We start from the raw sequence: 14,861 nt of genomic DNA on the forward strand, positions 1-14,861 counted from the left end.
TTCATTTCAAGATCATCCAGCCGTGTCGCCGTCACCAACGTCCATGGTCAGTACACCTAGAGCAGCTTTTCGGTCAGAAGACGGCTGCCGAGCCCGTCTCGTTCGCCGCAGTGGACGCCCGGCGGCCATCGCACCCCGCCAGCCGTCCAGCCGCGGGGTGAATCCTCTCCGTCGGGCTGTCCCGTGTGAACACGCACTTCGCGCCGGCCCATGGCAGGCGACGGCCGATGCGGCCATCCGACGCCCACGCGCGGCGAACGCCGTGAAGACCTGGCCGTCCGTCGACCTCTACGGCACCGTAGCCTGCCCGCCGGTACGGGCGGCAGGCTCGGTGCTGCGGTGGTGAGCGGGTTCGCCAATGGGCACCGGCTGCGAGCCGTCCTCGGCCCGGCCTCGGCGGCTGAGCCGGTCGACGCGCCCGAGAGGCAAGCGGGCCGCCTCCTCGGAAATGCTCAGTGGACCGCCCAGGCGGTCGCCGCTCGAACAGGGCCGTTACTTCCAGGCTTCAGCCGCGTTGGCTCGACGGGGCGCTGCCTCGCAGGAGACGCCCGGCAGCGGTGGTGTCGCCGGGCCGGACGATCGGACGGTCAGGAGTCTGCGCGTTCGTAGGCCAGGTGGACGACGCCGTTGCCGAAGGTCGTGGAGTCGGCCAGGCGGAGAGGGACCTGGGGGCCGTCATCGAAGAGGCGCTTGCCGGTGCCTGCCACGATCGGATGCACCAGCAGGTGGAGTTCGTCCAGGAGTCCTTCGCGCAGCAGGGAGCGGACGAGCGTGCCGCTGCCGGTGATGCCGAGGGCGCCGCCGGGCTGTTCCCTGAGCCGGGCCAGTTCCTTGATGACATCGCCGCTGACCAGCGTCGAGTTCTGCCAGTCGGCCGAGGTCAGGGTGTTGGACACGACGTACTTGGGGGCGCCGTTCAGGCGGTCGGCGAACTCGTCGGTGGACGTCGGCCAGTACGCCGCGAACTCCTCGTAGGTCCGGCGGCCGAACAGCATCGCCTCGCTGCGGTTGCTCAAGCCCCGGACGAAGTCGTCCACCTCGTCGTTCACGTAGGGGAAATGCCACTGCTCGGGGGACTCCACCACGCCGTCGAGCGAGATGAACAGCCCGCTGATGATCTTCCTCATGTCGGCTCTCTCTCAGGCGGACAGGCGGGCCAGCCAGGCACGCCACGCCTGCTCGGTCTTCTCGCGGTCCACGCCCTCGGCGAAGAGGTGGTGGTTGACGACCGTCGGGCAGTTGAAACCGCGTATGAAGCGGTACAGCGCGTCGGGCGTCCGGATGCCGAGGACGTCCGGGTTGACGAAGTCGACGACGCCGTCGATCGGCGGCAGGCCCTCGGGCGCGACCCGGGTCCGGTCGCCGACCGCCGGTTCGGCGGAGAGCCCGAGGGCGGCCGGGACGCGTTCGAACACGTCCGGGCCCATCGGCCCCTCCACCGTGATCGGTGTCGCGGTGCGTCCGGTGAAGTGGGTGAGGTAGGCGACGAGGGTGGCGAAGTACATCGCGCCGCCCTTGACCATCGCGTCGTACTCGTCCTCCCAGTCATCGCCGGGCAGGAAGCCGCTCGTCACCAGACGCAGCACCGTGCTGCCCTGCTCGCGCCCTTCGATGAGGTACTCGAACGCGATGAACCGGCCGTCGGGGGATTCGTCGCCCCGATAGGCGAAGCGGCGGAACGGCTCCCACTCGGTGATCGTGGACTCCATCGCGTAGCCGCCCACGTCGGTGCGGACGGTGCCGCCCTTGCCGGGGACGATCTCGGTGCGGCCCATGAACCACGAGTCGCACCCGGGCCCGGTGGCGATGGCCGCCCAGACCTCCTCGGGGGTCGCGTCGACCTCGACCTCGTCGTGCTGCTCGAATTCGCGGCCCACGTCAGCTCTCCTTCGTCCGGGGAACGGCGGGGTGGACGGCGACGACGATCCGGTGCGTGCGCCCCCCGGTGGCGCCCTCGTCGTGGTATCGGCCGATGAGCGAGGTCACGGCCTGGGTCAGCTCCTGGGCGAAGCGGGCGCGGTCGGCCGCGGACGCGAAGCGCACCTCACCCTCGATCGCGAACGTCGCCACCCGCTTGTCGGCCCGCGCCGCACCGGTGATCAGTGCCCCGACGTCCCGCACGAGCTGCGCGGCCAGGGCGAGCAGCCACCGCGCCGACAGCCGGTCGGGAGCGCGCGACGGATCCGGCGCCACCGCGGTCAGCGCGGCGGGTGAGATCACGTATGACGCGGCGGTGGCCCGCATCACACGCTCGGTCACGTTGCCCTTGCGGCGCTCCTCGACCAGCTCGACCAGCCCGTGCCGCTCCAGTTCGCGCAGGTGGTAGTTCACCTTCTGCCGGGCCAGCCCGACCCGGCCCGCCAGCACCGCCGCCGATGCCGGCTCGGTCAGCTCGGCGAGCAGCCGGGCCCGGACAGGGTCCAGCGAGACCGCGGCCACGGCCGGATCCTCGATCACCGCCACGTCCAACATGGCACCACCCTCGCACCGACAAATTATTTTGTCAAGACAGAATCACTTGTCGGCGCCCCGCTAGGCCGTGTTTCCAAGTAGGGGGAGCTAGAGAAGACCTGATGGCGGGTAGCGAGCTTGGTATGGCGGGTGTCCGCGGCCCGATGGCGCCCGGGGACGGCGTGGCCGTACCCGACGGCGTGGCGTCCCGGAGCAGCGGCCGGCGCCAACGAACCCGCTCACGGGCCCTAGACGGCCGCTGGTGTCGATAGCGCTGGCTGCCTGGGGACGCTTGGCTGGGAGGGTAGGGGTTGGCGGGTGGTGGGCGTTATGCGGGGTAGGCGATGGTGCTCATCAGGGCGTTGGCCTCCTGGCGAGAGTCGAGGCGGGTGTGCCGGACGACGATGGGCACGTCGCTGGTGACGACCAGGCAGTGGTCGGTGCCGACGGGGATCGGCTCCGGGTTCTTCAGGTCCTTCGCCGACGGGCGCCCGACCGCCGACGTGCTGGGGATGATCTCCGGATAGGAGCGGCCCCCTACTGTGGGTTCGTGCTTTTCGGCAGGTCTGCGGAGATCGGCGTACTCGACGAGGTGATCGGGCGGGCCCGTGCGGGCTCCGGCGGCGCGGTGGTGCTGCGGGGCGAGGCGGGTGCCGGCAAGACCGCGCTGCTCGACGCGGCGGCCGCGCGCGGCGGGGCGATGCGCGTGCTGCGCACGACCGGCGTCGAGTCCGAGTCCGATCTGGCGTTCGCGGCGCTGCACCAGGCGCTGCGGCCGGTGACCGGCTCGCTCGACGCGCTGCCCGAACCGCAGCGCGACGCGGTGAGCGCGGCGTTGGGGCTGGCCGCGGGCAGTGCCGGGGACCGGTTCCTGCTGGGCGCCGGCGTGCTGTCGCTGCTGGCCGAGGCGGCCGCGCCGGACGGGCTGATCTGCGTGGTCGACGACTTCCAGTGGATCGACCGGGCCTCGGCCGACGCGCTGCTGTTCGCCGCCCGGCGGCTGGCGCGGGAACGCATCGCGATGCTGTTCGCCGTGCGCGGGGACGTTCCGGTCAAGGGTGTGCCGCGGTCGGTGGACGTGCGCGGCCTTCCCGAGTCCGCGGCGGTCGAGCTGCTGGAGTCCCGCTGCGGTGCGCTGCCCGCTCGCGTGGCGCGCGAGCTCGTCGCACTGACCGGCGGGAATCCGCTGGCCCTGCGCGAGATCCCCGGCCGTCTGACGCCCGCGCAGCTCGCCGGGCGCGAACCGCTGCCCGAACCGCTGCCCGGTGGCGCCCGGCTCTTCGGCGACCGGGTGGCCGCGTTGTCCGCCGCCGCCCGGCTGGTCGCCCTGGTCGCCGCCGTGGAGGCCGACCTGGACCACGTCCTGCGCGCCGCCGACCGGCTGCTCGCCGGAGGCGGGGACGCTGCGGCCGGGGCCGGGCGGGCGGCGCTGGCCGAGCTGGAGGAGGCCGGGCTGGCCGAGGTGTCGGGCACCGGCGTGGGCTTCCGCCATCCGCTCATCCGGTCCGCGGTGCACGAGGCGGCCGCTCCCGCCGAGGTCCGCCGCGTGCACGCCGTCCTGGCGGAGCTGACCGCCGGCGATCGCCGCGCCTGGCACCTGGCCGGGGCCGCCCTGGGGCGGGACGAGCAGGTCGCCGCCGCGCTGGTGGCCGCGGCGGAGCGGGCACGCGACCGCGGCGGGTACGGCGACGCCGCCGCGGCGCTGGCCAGGGCCGCCGAACTGACCCCCGACACGCGCGTGCGCGCCGTCCGCCTGAAGGACGCCGCCGTCGCGGCCTGGCTCGGCGGCCGACCGGGACGGGCGGAGTCGCTGCTGGCCGAGGCGCGCGAGCAGGCCGACGAAGACGCCGACCTCGCCCTGGAGATCGCCCGGCTCCGGGGCCGGTTCGAGCTGAACTCGGGCAGCGCCGCCGAGGCGGTGCGGATCCTCGCGGCGGGCGAGAGCCTGGACATGCTGGCCGACGCCGCGGAGGCGGCCATGTACGTCGGCGACACGGCGGCCGTCGTCGAACTCGGCCGGAGGGCCGCCGCGCACCCCGAGGGGTTCCTGCGGGACGCGGTGGCCGGGATCGGCCTGACGCTGGACGGCGACGCCGCCGGGCCGGGCCTGCTGCGGCGGGCGCTGGGGCGGGCCGGCGAACTGGAGGACGCGGCGGGGTACCTGTGGGCGGCGGCCGCGGCCAGCTACCTGGGCGAGTCGGACCTGGCCAACGAGATGGCGGACCGGGCCGGGCGGGTGGCCAGGGTGTCGGGGATGGCCGGGCAGCTGCCCGTCGTGCTGGAGTTCGCGGCGACCGCCGAGCGCATCGCCGGGCGGCTGACGCGCAGCCAGGCCGTCTCCGAGGAGGGGCTGGAGCTGGCCCGCGAGGCCGGGTACGAGAACACGGTGGCCGCGCATCTGGCCAACCTGGCGGCGGTGGCGGCGCTGCGGGGCGAGGAGGAGCCCTGCAGGCGGCACGCCCGTGACGCGCTGGCCATCGCCGTCCCCCACCGGGTGGGTCTGCGGGTGGGGGTGGCCGAGTACGCGCTGGCGCTGCTCGACCTGTGCCTGGGCCGCCACGCGGCGGCGCACGACCGCTTCACCGCCATCGCCGCCGCGGGGCCGGGCGCCGGGCATCCGACGGTGGTGTGGCGGTCGGCGCCGGACCGCGTCGAGGCCGCCGTGGGCGCGGGCGACGAGGCGGGCGCGCGGGCGGGGCCGGCCGCGTACGAGCGGTGGTCGCGGCACGCCGCGACGGCCGAGTCGCGGGCGCTGCTGGCCCGCTGCCGGGGCCTGGCCGAGTCGTCCGAGGACGCCTTCGCCGAGGCGCTGCGGCTGCACACCAACCCGTTCGAGGCGGCCAGGACGGCCCTGCTGCTGGGCGAGCACCTGCGCCGTGCGCAGCGGCCGGGCGAGGCGCGGGCGCATCTGCGGACGGCGTGGGAGACGTTCGAGCGGGCGGGCGCGCGGCCGTGGGCGCGACGGGCGCGAAGCGAGCTGCGGGCGGCGGGCGAGAGCGGGCAGGCCCCGCCCGCGGCCGCGCTCGACGCGCTGACCCCGCAGGAGCTGCGCATCGCCGAGCTGGTCGCCGACGGGTTGTCGAGCAAGCAGATCGCCGCCCGGCTCTTCCTCAGCCCGCGCACGGTCGAGTACCACCTGTACAAGATCTATCCGAAGCTGGGCATCGGCTCCCGTACCGAACTGGCGCGGCTAGTAGTTCTACAGAAGGCGGCCGCGACCGGCGGCGACATGCTGTGAGTCATGCAGAACACGCCGATCTGGAGTGAGGAGTTCGGCTCGCGGACCGACGAGCCGATCCTGTTGATCATGGGGTCGATGTCGCAGGGGATCCTGTGGCCGGACGAGTTCGTCGGCCGCCTGGTCGCCGGGGGCCGCCGGGTGATCCGCTACGACCACCGCGACACCGGCCTGTCGGGCACCGTCGACTTCGCGGCGGAGCCGTACACGTGGGACGACATCAAAGACGACGTCTACCGCGTGCTGGACGCCCACGGCCTGGACAGCGCGCACCTGGTCGGCCACTCGGCGGGCGGGCTGCTCGGCCAGTACGTCGCCGTGGAGCGTCCGGAGCGGGTGCGCTCGCTGACCGTCATCGCGTCCTCGCCGCTCGGCTGCGGCGAAGGCGAGGTGATCATGCGGGCCCTGACGGGGCGGCCGCAGCCGGAAGGGAGCCTGCCGGAGCCGACGCCGGAGTTCGTGGCCTTCTACCGGGAGCTGATGGCCGCTCCGCCTCCGGCGGACCGGCGCGCCCGGATCGACAGCATGATCGCCGAGCAGCGGGTGCTGCACGGCACCGGTCTGCCGTTCGACGAGGACGCCGCGCGCCGCCTGCAGGAGCGGGTCTACGACCGGGCCAGGGACCTGTCGGCGGCGGCCAACCACCGGCTGGCGGCGATGGCCAAGCCCGACTTCGAGCCGGTGGGCGTGCTGCACCAGGTGAAGGCGCCCACGCTGGTCATCGAGGGCAGCCACGAGCCGGCCAAGCCGGGCCACGGCGCGATCATCGCCGAGCGGATCCCGGGGGCGCGGCTGAAGATCGTGGCGGGCATGGGGCACACGCTGCCGCCGGAGGTGCACGAGGAGCTGGCCGCCGCCGTCCTCGCGCACACGGCCGGGTGACCGCCGCGTGCCCCGGGCGGTTGAAGGATCCGCCGCCCGGAGCGTCACCGCGGGTCGCGGGGGCGGTGCCCCTCCTCGTCCAGCACCGGGTGCTCGACCAGCGCCAGCACCCGGCTCGCCATGAAACGCGCCGTCCGGACCGGCCCGCCGGTCCGGGTCACCTCGCTGACCTCCACCACACCGCGCCGGTTGCTGATCTCCACCCGGCGGCCGGCGCGGGTGGCGACCACCTCGTACGTCCGCGTCCCCTCCCCGCCGACGTCGATCACGATCTCGACCCTGTCGCCCTTCATGCGCGCCCCTCCGACTCGAACAGATATTCGATATATACCCGGACGAAACGCGCACAACACCTGGTGAAGGCGCTCAGGCCAGCAGGTTCACGATGGCCAGGACGCCCACCGCGACGATCACCCCGCGCAGCACCGTCGGCGGGATCCGCCGCCCCAGCGTGGCGCCCAGCAGCCCGCCCAGCGTCGAGCCGACCGCGATCAGCAGCGCCGCCGCCCAGCTCACGTCGGTGCGCCCGATCGCCCACATCAGCACGAACAGCAGCGCGGCGACGGTGTTGACCACCGTCGCCAGCACGTTCTTGGCGGCGTTCAGGGACTGCAGGTCGTCGTCCAGGGCGATGGCCAGCATCGCGATCAGGATGACGCCCTGCGCCGCGCCGAAGTAGCCGCCGTACATGCCCGCGCCCAGCACGCCCAGCCACAGCCAGGCTCCGCCGTGCGAGGAGTGCTGCTCGCGCCGCGCCAGCACCCACTTCTGCAGCCTGGGCTGCACGATCACCAGCACGACCGCGATCCCGATCAGACCCGGCACGATGATCTTGAACGCCTCGGCGGGCAGGGTGAGCAGCAGCAGCGCCCCCGCCAGCCCGCCGACCAGCGACGCCGCCCCCAGCCGCAGCAGCCGCTCGCGCTGCCCCTTCAGCTCGCGCCGGTATCCGTAGACGCCGGAGGCGTTCCCCGGCACCAGGCCGAGGTTGTTGGACACGTTCGCCACCACCGGCGGATACCCGAGCGCCACCAGGGTGGGGAACGTGATGAGAGAGCCCGAACCGACGATGGTGTTGATGCCCCCCGCGGCGACCCCGGCCGCGAACACGGCGGCCGCGTCCAAAATGTTCACGTTCGTCCCCACCCATTTCGGCGCGTCGCTGATCGACCCACGATGGTAGGGATCGCCGGTTCACTGTCCGTGCACGGGGGTGGCGCTAGCGCACCGTGCGCGCGTACCAGCGCCCGTCGCGCCGCTCCACGGTCAGCGGCAGGCCGAAGCAGTTCGACAGGTGCTCGGGGGTGAACACCTCGTCCACCTTGCCCTGCGCCACGACCGCGCCCTTGCGCAGCAGCAGCGCATGGGTGAAGCCCTCCGGGACCTCCTCCACGTGGTGGGTGACCAGCACCATCGTGGGGGCGCCGGGATCGTCGGCCAGCCGCCCGAGCCGGCCGACCAGGTCCTCGCGGGCGCCGAGGTCGAGCCCGGCGGCGGGCTCGTCCAGCAGCAGCAGCTCGGGGTCGGGCATCAGGGCGCGGGCGATCTGCACCCGCTTGCGCTCGCCCTCCGACAGCGTGCCGAACCTGCGGCGCAGCAGGTCGGCGCAGCCCAGCGCCTCCAGCAGCGCCACGGCCCGGGTCACGTCGGTGGAGTCGTACTCCTCCTTCCAGCGCCCCAGGATCGCGTACGAGCCGGTCAGCACCACGTCGATGACGCTCTCGTCCGGCGGCACCTTCTCCGCCACCGCCGCGCTGGCGATGCCGATCCGCGGCCGCAGCTCGAACACGTCGGTGCGGCCCAGCTCCTCGCCCAGCACCCGCACCGCACCCGTCGTCGGATACAACAGCGCCGCGGCGACCTGCAGCAGCGTCGTCTTCCCCGCGCCGTTGGGGCCGACGACCACCCAGCGTTCGTCCTCGTTCACCGTCCACGACAGCTCGCGCAGCAGGTCGGCGCCCTCCCGCCGGACCCCCACCGCGCGCAGGTGCAGCACCTCGTCGGTCATCGCCTGCCCGTATCCCACAACTAGCTCCGTCCGTCGGGAATGAACCTATGCGATTTCCCAGCACCCCGGGAGCAGCACGGCCACCGCTTTCACCTCGAGACAAATACCGCAACTCCGACGAATCGCCTACCGCGGGCGTCCAGCTGCCCCGAACGGACGCTCGGAGGGGGCTCCCCTTCGACCGACCGGACGCCCGCCGCGCGCCGCCGGCGCCGTCCGACTCGGCCGGGCTCAGCCGCGGCGGCCGCAGGCCGGTGTCCGCCCGGCGGCCGAGCGGTCGGATCGAGAGCCCGGGCGGGTGCGAGCACTTATGGTGGTCTGCATGTGTGCAGGGGCTCGGCGGGGCGCGATGAACGGGCTTGGCGGCGTGGCGACCGCGCTGGTCGCATGGGGCAATGCGTGGCTGACCGGGCACGTCGGCCTGGACGAGGCGGTCGACGCGGTGGAGAAGACGGCCGGGCCGCAGATCGTCGGCGGCGGCCTGCCGGGCACCGGCGGCGCCGAGCGGGATCTGCCGCTGCGGGCCGGGCTGGGCGAGCTGCGCGTCGCGGGCCTGGCGGCGCTGCGGGTCGCGCTGCCCGCGCCGGGCGACCCGCTGGGGCTGACCGGCCCGCCCGACTTCAACCGGGCGGCGCTGGACGCCCGGGCCGCCGTCATCGCGGTGCTGCCGGACCGCGCGGTCGGCCTGATCCCGGCCGAGGACCGGCGCGGCTCGTCGTACGTGGGGGTGCGGTGGCAGGCGCGGGACGCGGCGACCGGTGTGCCCGACGTGCCGTCGCTGCCCGACGCCGACCGGCAGCTGCTGCTGGCGATGCGGGACGCGACCGAGGTGCTGCTGACGGTGGACGACGCCGCGTCCGGCGCCGTCCCGCCCGAGATCGCCGACGCGCTGGCCGACCTGCGCGAGCCCGGTCCGGACGACCATCCGCTCGCCCCGGGCTACCCGCAGCGCGCGCACCGGGTGGCGGCGCTGGCCGGGCGGCTGTCGCTGGTGGTCGATCTGGCGCAGCGCCTGGACGACCGCGGGCTGACCGCCGAGCAGATGCGGCGGCGCGGCGAGGCGCTGCGCATGCTCGACCGGGCGGTGCGCCGCGCCATGGTGGCCGCCTGCAACAGCTCCTTCGACCCCGTCCCCTGAAACGGCGGACGGGGCACCCGCGGTGGCGGATGCCCCGTCGCGGAAAGGAAAGACGTCAGCTGCGCACGACGTAGGTGCTGCAGATCTTGTCGCCGAAGGTCTGGCGCTTGTCGTCCCACAGCGGCCACCAGAAGCCCAGGCCGCAGACCCAGCCGTCGATGGTGCTGTGGCACAGCTGCCGCAGGAACGCCCAGCCGAAGCCGACCGGCTGGCCCGTCTGCGCGCTGACCAGCTTGATGCCCATCTGGCGCTTGCCGATGGTCTGGCCGGTGGTGCCCTCCTGGTAGCACATCCACAGACCGGCCCCGAGCGCCGCCACGTACCCGAGCATGATGAGCAGGAAGCCGAGGACCGCGGCGGCGTCCCCGGCGGCGCTCAGGATCGCGCCCAGGATGTACAGAACGATCAGCGGCACGGCGATGATCAGAGCGTCGATCAGCCGGGCGGCGAACCGGGCGCCCCAGGTGGCGAGCTGGCCGCTGGAGCCGTAGTAGTGGTGGTGCACCTCCTGGTAGGCGGGCTGCGCCGGGGCGGCCGGCGGCTGCCCGTACCCGGGCTGGGCGGCCGGCTGAGCGTAACCCGGCTGGGCCGGGGGCTGACCGTACCCGGGCTGCGCGGGCGGCTGCCCGTACCCCGGCTGAGCGGGGGGCTGGCCGTACCCCGGCTGCGCAGGGGGCTGACCGTACCCGGGCTGGGCCGGGGGCTGACCGTAGCCCGGCTGCTGACCGTACGGGTCGTAGGGGTTACCCACACTTGCTCCTTTTTGATTGACCCTGTGGTTATGTGACGCCCGCCGGACTCGGAGGGCTCCGCAAGTCAGGCCGACGTTCTGACGGCGACTCAGACCCGCAGGAGCCCGAACCGGGCGAGTTGCCACAGTTCCGACCCCACGAGGGCGATCCCGAGCACCCAGGTGCGAGTGCTCGGCGCCAGCGCCCACCACCGGCGCCCCAGTCCCAACGGCGCGAGGGCGATTCCGGCCGCGCCCGCGAGCGCCACCGGGTTCGCCAGCAGCGCCTCGACCGGGCGACCCGAACCCAGCTCGATGAACACCGTCGTGCCACCGCACAGGGGACAGGGGATTCCGGTGAGCGCCCGCATGGGGCAGAGCACGCCGGGATCGTTGACACGGTGGATCCACGCCACGGCGACGGCCGCGACGGCCATCGCCGAGACGCGCAGCACCACCCCGCGCGGGCCGTGCCGCGCCGCGGCGAGAATCCGGCCGACCAGGTCGCCGAGCGCACCCCGCTGTGCACCGGCAGCCGTCGCCTCGGACTCTCCCCCCAACGAATCCTCCGCCTCGATGACTGGTCCGGTGACCCGTATACAGGGAACACCCCGAGGTCGGTCAAGTCGCGGCAACGATCCGCAGCCGGACCGTTACCTCAATCCTGACCGATGCCGCCCTAGGTAAGAGGGTAGGATAAACCAGTCACCACACGCCCCGACTTTCCCCGGAAGCTCATCCGGATCTGGTATGCGCGTGCCGCGCCGGAGCGCCCCGAGCCGCGCCGCAGGGGCCTGACGGCCGGGCCGCGAAGAGAGCAACGTCACAGGCGAAACACGACCGGACAGCCGCCCCAGAGGCCACCGCACCGACCGCACGAACGCGGCGCTTCCAACGACCTCTGCGGCGCACCTGCCGTCACCGAATGTTCGCCGGGAAACCACGCCCCCGACAGGCGCGCGCCATGCGGACAGCCACTGCAGGTGAGGGATGCCGACGAGCACGGCGGCGAACACAGCGCATCTCCGGACGCGGCATCCGCACACAAAGGAACGGTGAACCTACCGGCGCACAGCGGACGCCAAGCCGCCCGGGTGCTGGCCACGTGCACGTGTGGGCGAGCCCGGTCGGAGGCCTGACGGCCTACGGTGAACGCAGAGTGTCGCCGGACGTGGCGCCCGCGCACTAGGAGGATCGGTGGACCTGCCGGCGCGCGGTGTCGGGCGCATACGCGCGTGCGCGCGTGGGCGCGTGGGCGAGCCGGGGCGACGCAGGGTGCGGCGCTCCCGGGCAGGCGGTGGGCCTGCGGGCAGCCGCCGGGGCGGCAGGGCGGAACGCGGGGTGTTCGGGCGGCCGCGCGACGCGGTGTCGGCGGCGCGTGACCGACCGCGGGTGGGCCGTCGGGTCAGACGTGGGCGGCCGCGCCGACGGTGTAGGGGCCGCGCTGCTGCTCGGTGACGTGGTCGAACTCGATGACGTCGGCGATCACGGCGGTGATGTTGTCCGGGCCGCCGCCCTCGCGGGCCAGCTGCACCAGCGCCTCGATGGCCCGGCCGGGCTCGGGCTCGGCGGTCAGCACCTCGTAGATCGTCTGCGGGTCCACCACGTTGCTCAGCCCGTCCGAGCACAGCAGGTAGCGGTCGCCCAGCCGGGACTCGCGCAGCTGCAGGTCGGGCTCGCGGTCCTCCCGGCCGTCCAGCACCCGGTACAGCACGTGCGCCAGCCGGGACGACTCGGTCTGCTCGGGGGAGCCGCCCTGCTGCTCGGCCTCGGCCTTGAGCAGCTCCTCCATGGTGTGGTCCTTGGTGATCTGGAACAGCTCGCCGTCGCGCAGCAGGTAGCCGCGCGAGTCGCCGATGTGCGCCAGCGCCACCGTCTGCCCCTGCCAGAGCATGGCGGTGAGGGTGGTGCCCATGCGGCTGAGGTCGGGCCGCTCCTCGCGCACGATCCGCAGCTTCTCGTTGGCCTCGGCGACGGCCCGGCCCAGCGCCTCGACAAGATCGTCAATATGGGCGTCGGTGTCCAGCGAGCGCAGCGAGCCGATGACGGTGGAGCTGGCCACCTCGCCGCCGGCATAGCCGCCCATGCCGTCGGCGACCGCGATCAACCGCGCGCCGGCGTACCCGGAGTCCTCGTTGTTCTCCCGGCTGCACCCGATGTCGCTGCCTGCTGCGTACTTGATTATTACGTCCATACTGATATTTCGATGACGATCCTGTCAGAGGAGTTGTAATCAGCCGCCGGCCGCTTCCCCGGCCGCACCGGGGGAGTCGATGCCGTGCCGGACGGCGTAGAGCGCCGCCTGCGTCCGATCCTGAACTCCCAGTTTCATGAGCAGATTACTGACGTGCGTCTTGACCGTCTTCTCGGAGACCATGAGCGCGCGGGCGATCTCCCGGTTGGACCTGCCCCGTGCGATCTGCACCAGCACCTCCCGCTCCCGTTCGGTCAGCGCGGCGCGGCCGCGCTCTGCGTCCGCGGCGGAACCGGCGTGCGGCGCCGGGCCCGGCCGCGATGTCCCGCCCGCGAGCACCGCCTCGGCGGCGTCGGGCGCGAACAGGACGTGCCCGTCGTGCACCGCTCTGATCGCCTGGACGAGCGCCCGCGGGTCGACATCCTTGTAGAGATACCCAGCCGCCCCCGCCTGTACAGCCGGGAGGACGTGGTCGCGTTCGGTGACGCTCGTCAGCACCAGCACCCGGGCCGTCACCCCGCGGGCGCGCAGCTCGGTCAGCGCCGCCAATCCGTCGGCACCGGGCATCTTCAAATCCAGCAGCACGATATCGGGCCGCAGCGTCTCGGCCAGCCGCACCGCCGCCGCACCGTCCCCGGCCTCCCCGACGACCTCGATGTCGTCCTGGACGCCCAGGAAGGTGCGCAGCCCCTGCCGGACCACCGGGTGGTCGTCGGCGATCAGCACCCTGATCACGGTGTCCCCCGCTCACCGCGCCCAGGCTCGTCGGGCCCCGCGCATGGCACGCTCCCAGTGTCGCTCGTCACGTCCGTCACAGTGGTTGTATCCCGCCCGGAGGGCCGCACGCTCGGCTTCCGGCGAACGGCCGCGCGGGAGGTGTCCGCCGACGTTCTCACAGCGGCACCTCCAGGCGCACGACCGTGCCCCTGCCGGGCGCGGCGTCGATGGTGAGCGTGCCGCCGATCGAGCACGCCCGGTCGCGCATGGACGCCAGGCCGAGCCCGCCGTGCGGCTCGCCGTTCTTGGCGGACGCGGCGCCGGGGTCGAAGCCGGTGCCGTCGTCGGCGACCTCCAGCACGGCGCCGCCGTCCAGCACGCCCAGCCGGACGTGGACGGTGCGGGCGGAGGCGTGGCGCAGCGCGTTGTGCAGGGCCTCCTGCGCGATCCGGAACACCACGGCCTCGTGCTCCTCGGGCAGCACGACGCTGCAGTCCACGGTGCAGCGCACGTCGGTCTCGTAGGCGCGGTCGAGGACCTCCACGTGTTTGCGCAGCGAGGCGGCCAGGCCGTCGGCCAGGTCGGCGGGCCGCAACTCGAAGATCACGGCGCGCAGCTCGGCGAGCGCGTCGGCGGCCAGCCGCTCCACCTCGGCCAGCTCGCGGACGGTGCGGGCCGGGTCGCGTTCGGCCAGCGCGGCGGCGGCCTGCGCGGTCAGCCGCAGCGAGAACAGCTTCTGGGCGACCGCGTCGTGCAGTTCGCGGGCCAGCCGGTTGCGTTCGGCGACGACGGTCAGCTCGCGGTTGCGCTCGTACAGCCGCGCGTTGGTCATGGCGATGGCGGCGTGCGCGGCGAACAGGGTGAGCAGGTCCTCGTCGGCCCGGGTGAACCCGCCGGGGCGGCGCCGGTTGGCCAGGAACAGGATGCCGAGCACGTCGTCGCCGTCGCGGATGGGCACGCCGAGGAAGTCCTTGAGCACCGGGTGGGCGGTGGGCCAGCCCTCGAACTCCGGCTCGCGGCGGATGTCGGCCAGCCGCTTGGGCTCGTTGTCGCGCAGCATCGCGGCGAGCATGCCGTGCTGGCGGGGCAGCGGGCCGATCTGCTCCCACTCCTCGTCGGACACGCCCTCGACGACGAACTCGGCGAACGAGCCGCGGTCGTCGGGCACGCCGAGGGCGGCGTAGCGGGCGTCCAGCAGCTGCGCCGCGGCCCGCACGATCACCTGCAGCACCTCGTGCACGGACAGGTGCCGGGTGACGGCCAGCACGGCGGAGCTGACCGCGTGCAGGGTCGCGCCCTGGTCCCCGCAGTCCCGCTGCCCGCCGTCCATCCGCCGTCCGCCCCCGTCTCCGTCCGATGCCCGTCGGTGTCCGGCCGTGCCGCCGTCCACGTGAAGACCGTACTCGCTGAGCTGATGGTCCCGAATCAGCCTGTGCGTCCAATGGCCTAGGACCAAGTGCGCAGGCCGTACCGGGCCCGGCGGCCGATGCGCGGCCGCCCCTA

The 14,861-nt window shown here is 73.6% G+C and carries 15 protein-coding genes; 3 read left to right on the top strand and 12 right to left on the bottom strand.

Features of this window, described 5'->3' with window-relative positions:
* Positions 1–587 precede the first annotated feature (587 nt).
* The 4 genes from ABD879_RS08205 to ABD879_RS32915 form a co-directional block, all read right to left on the bottom strand.
* Positions 588–1,127: a dihydrofolate reductase family protein gene (locus ABD879_RS08205; protein ID WP_345019033.1), complete on the bottom strand. Its 540-nt coding sequence runs from the start codon at positions 1,125–1,127 to the stop codon at positions 588–590.
* Between the two features lie 12 nt (positions 1,128–1,139).
* Positions 1,140–1,877 (bottom strand): SRPBCC family protein, encoded by a 738-nt coding sequence (locus ABD879_RS08210; RefSeq protein WP_345019035.1) that lies wholly within the window; start codon positions 1,875–1,877, stop codon positions 1,140–1,142.
* Position 1,878: 1 nt separating this feature from the next.
* Positions 1,879–2,472 carry an ArsR/SmtB family transcription factor gene (locus tag ABD879_RS08215; RefSeq protein ID WP_345019037.1) on the bottom strand — a complete coding sequence of 198 codons (594 nt, stop codon included), beginning with the start codon at positions 2,470–2,472 and terminating at the stop codon, positions 1,879–1,881.
* A gap of 307 nt (positions 2,473–2,779) precedes the next feature.
* Positions 2,780–2,905, bottom strand: a complete 126-nt coding sequence (locus ABD879_RS32915; RefSeq protein WP_425549624.1) for a sensory rhodopsin transducer — start codon at positions 2,903–2,905, stop codon at positions 2,780–2,782.
* A gap of 96 nt (positions 2,906–3,001) precedes the next feature.
* Here ABD879_RS32915 and ABD879_RS08220 point away from each other — a divergent pair, with 96 nt between their 5' ends.
* A complete protein-coding gene (locus ABD879_RS08220; protein ID WP_345019039.1) occupies positions 3,002–5,689 on the top strand; it encodes a helix-turn-helix transcriptional regulator in 2,688 nt (895 codons plus the stop codon).
* 3 nt (positions 5,690–5,692) lie between these two features.
* A complete protein-coding gene (locus ABD879_RS08225; RefSeq protein WP_345019041.1) occupies positions 5,693–6,571 on the top strand; it encodes an alpha/beta fold hydrolase in 879 nt (292 codons plus the stop codon).
* Positions 6,572–6,615: 44 nt separating this feature from the next.
* Here the strand turns inward: ABD879_RS08225 and ABD879_RS08230 are convergent, their stop codons facing one another.
* The 3 genes from ABD879_RS08230 to ABD879_RS08240 form a co-directional block, all read right to left on the bottom strand.
* The gene (locus tag ABD879_RS08230) at positions 6,616–6,864 is read right to left on the bottom strand and encodes a hypothetical protein (protein ID WP_345019042.1); all 249 of its coding nucleotides are present in this window, start codon (positions 6,862–6,864) and stop codon (positions 6,616–6,618) included.
* A gap of 73 nt (positions 6,865–6,937) precedes the next feature.
* Positions 6,938–7,705, bottom strand: a complete 768-nt coding sequence (locus ABD879_RS08235; protein WP_345019043.1) for a sulfite exporter TauE/SafE family protein — start codon at positions 7,703–7,705, stop codon at positions 6,938–6,940.
* 85 nt (positions 7,706–7,790) lie between these two features.
* Positions 7,791–8,579 (bottom strand): ABC transporter ATP-binding protein, encoded by a 789-nt coding sequence (locus tag ABD879_RS08240; RefSeq protein WP_345019045.1) that lies wholly within the window; start codon positions 8,577–8,579, stop codon positions 7,791–7,793.
* Positions 8,580–8,901: 322 nt separating this feature from the next.
* Between ABD879_RS08240 and ABD879_RS08245 the strand changes: the two genes are divergently transcribed.
* A complete protein-coding gene (locus ABD879_RS08245; RefSeq protein WP_345019047.1) occupies positions 8,902–9,717 on the top strand; it encodes a hypothetical protein in 816 nt (271 codons plus the stop codon).
* A gap of 55 nt (positions 9,718–9,772) precedes the next feature.
* On the opposite strand, the gene ABD879_RS08250 is transcribed toward ABD879_RS08245, so the two are convergent.
* The 5 genes from ABD879_RS08250 to ABD879_RS08270 all read right to left on the bottom strand — a co-directional run bounded on the left by ABD879_RS08250 (position 9,773) and on the right by ABD879_RS08270 (position 14,688).
* Positions 9,773–10,468: an RDD family protein gene (locus ABD879_RS08250; RefSeq protein ID WP_345019049.1), complete on the bottom strand. Its 696-nt coding sequence runs from the start codon at positions 10,466–10,468 to the stop codon at positions 9,773–9,775.
* 89 nt (positions 10,469–10,557) lie between these two features.
* Positions 10,558–11,007: a DUF2752 domain-containing protein gene (locus ABD879_RS08255; protein ID WP_345019051.1), complete on the bottom strand. Its 450-nt coding sequence runs from the start codon at positions 11,005–11,007 to the stop codon at positions 10,558–10,560.
* Positions 11,008–11,852: 845 nt separating this feature from the next.
* Positions 11,853–12,641: a PP2C family protein-serine/threonine phosphatase gene (locus ABD879_RS08260; protein ID WP_345019054.1), complete on the bottom strand. Its 789-nt coding sequence runs from the start codon at positions 12,639–12,641 to the stop codon at positions 11,853–11,855.
* A 39-nt stretch (positions 12,642–12,680) separates the two neighbouring features.
* Positions 12,681–13,376 (bottom strand): response regulator, encoded by a 696-nt coding sequence (locus ABD879_RS08265; protein WP_345019056.1) that lies wholly within the window; start codon positions 13,374–13,376, stop codon positions 12,681–12,683.
* A gap of 157 nt (positions 13,377–13,533) precedes the next feature.
* The gene (locus ABD879_RS08270) at positions 13,534–14,688 is read right to left on the bottom strand and encodes a GAF domain-containing sensor histidine kinase (protein WP_345019058.1); all 1,155 of its coding nucleotides are present in this window, start codon (positions 14,686–14,688) and stop codon (positions 13,534–13,536) included.
* Between the last annotated feature and the right edge of the window lie 173 nt (positions 14,689–14,861).

The organism is Actinomadura keratinilytica, assembly GCF_039539665.1.
GTDB lineage: Bacteria > Actinomycetota > Actinomycetes > Streptosporangiales > Streptosporangiaceae > Spirillospora > Spirillospora keratinilytica.

What these genes read in the sequence shown, in the direction of transcription:
- ABD879_RS08230 (WP_345019042.1), bottom strand. Translation starts at nt 6,864, where the DNA reads ATGAAGGGCGACAGGGTCGAGATCGTGATCGACGTCGGCGGGGAGGGG.
- ABD879_RS08205 (WP_345019033.1), bottom strand. Translation starts at nt 1,127, where the DNA reads ATGAGGAAGATCATCAGCGGGCTGTTCATCTCGCTCGACGGCGTGGTG.
- ABD879_RS08260 (WP_345019054.1), bottom strand. Translation starts at nt 12,641, where the DNA reads ATGGACGTAATAATCAAGTACGCAGCAGGCAGCGACATCGGGTGCAGC.
- ABD879_RS08215 (WP_345019037.1), bottom strand. Translation starts at nt 2,472, where the DNA reads ATGTTGGACGTGGCGGTGATCGAGGATCCGGCCGTGGCCGCGGTCTCG.
- ABD879_RS08245 (WP_345019047.1), top strand. Translation starts at nt 8,902, where the DNA reads ATGTGTGCAGGGGCTCGGCGGGGCGCGATGAACGGGCTTGGCGGCGTG.
- ABD879_RS08240 (WP_345019045.1), bottom strand. Translation starts at nt 8,579, where the DNA reads ATGACCGACGAGGTGCTGCACCTGCGCGCGGTGGGGGTCCGGCGGGAG.
- ABD879_RS08225 (WP_345019041.1), top strand. Translation starts at nt 5,693, where the DNA reads ATGCAGAACACGCCGATCTGGAGTGAGGAGTTCGGCTCGCGGACCGAC.
- ABD879_RS08270 (WP_345019058.1), bottom strand. Translation starts at nt 14,688, where the DNA reads ATGGACGGCGGGCAGCGGGACTGCGGGGACCAGGGCGCGACCCTGCAC.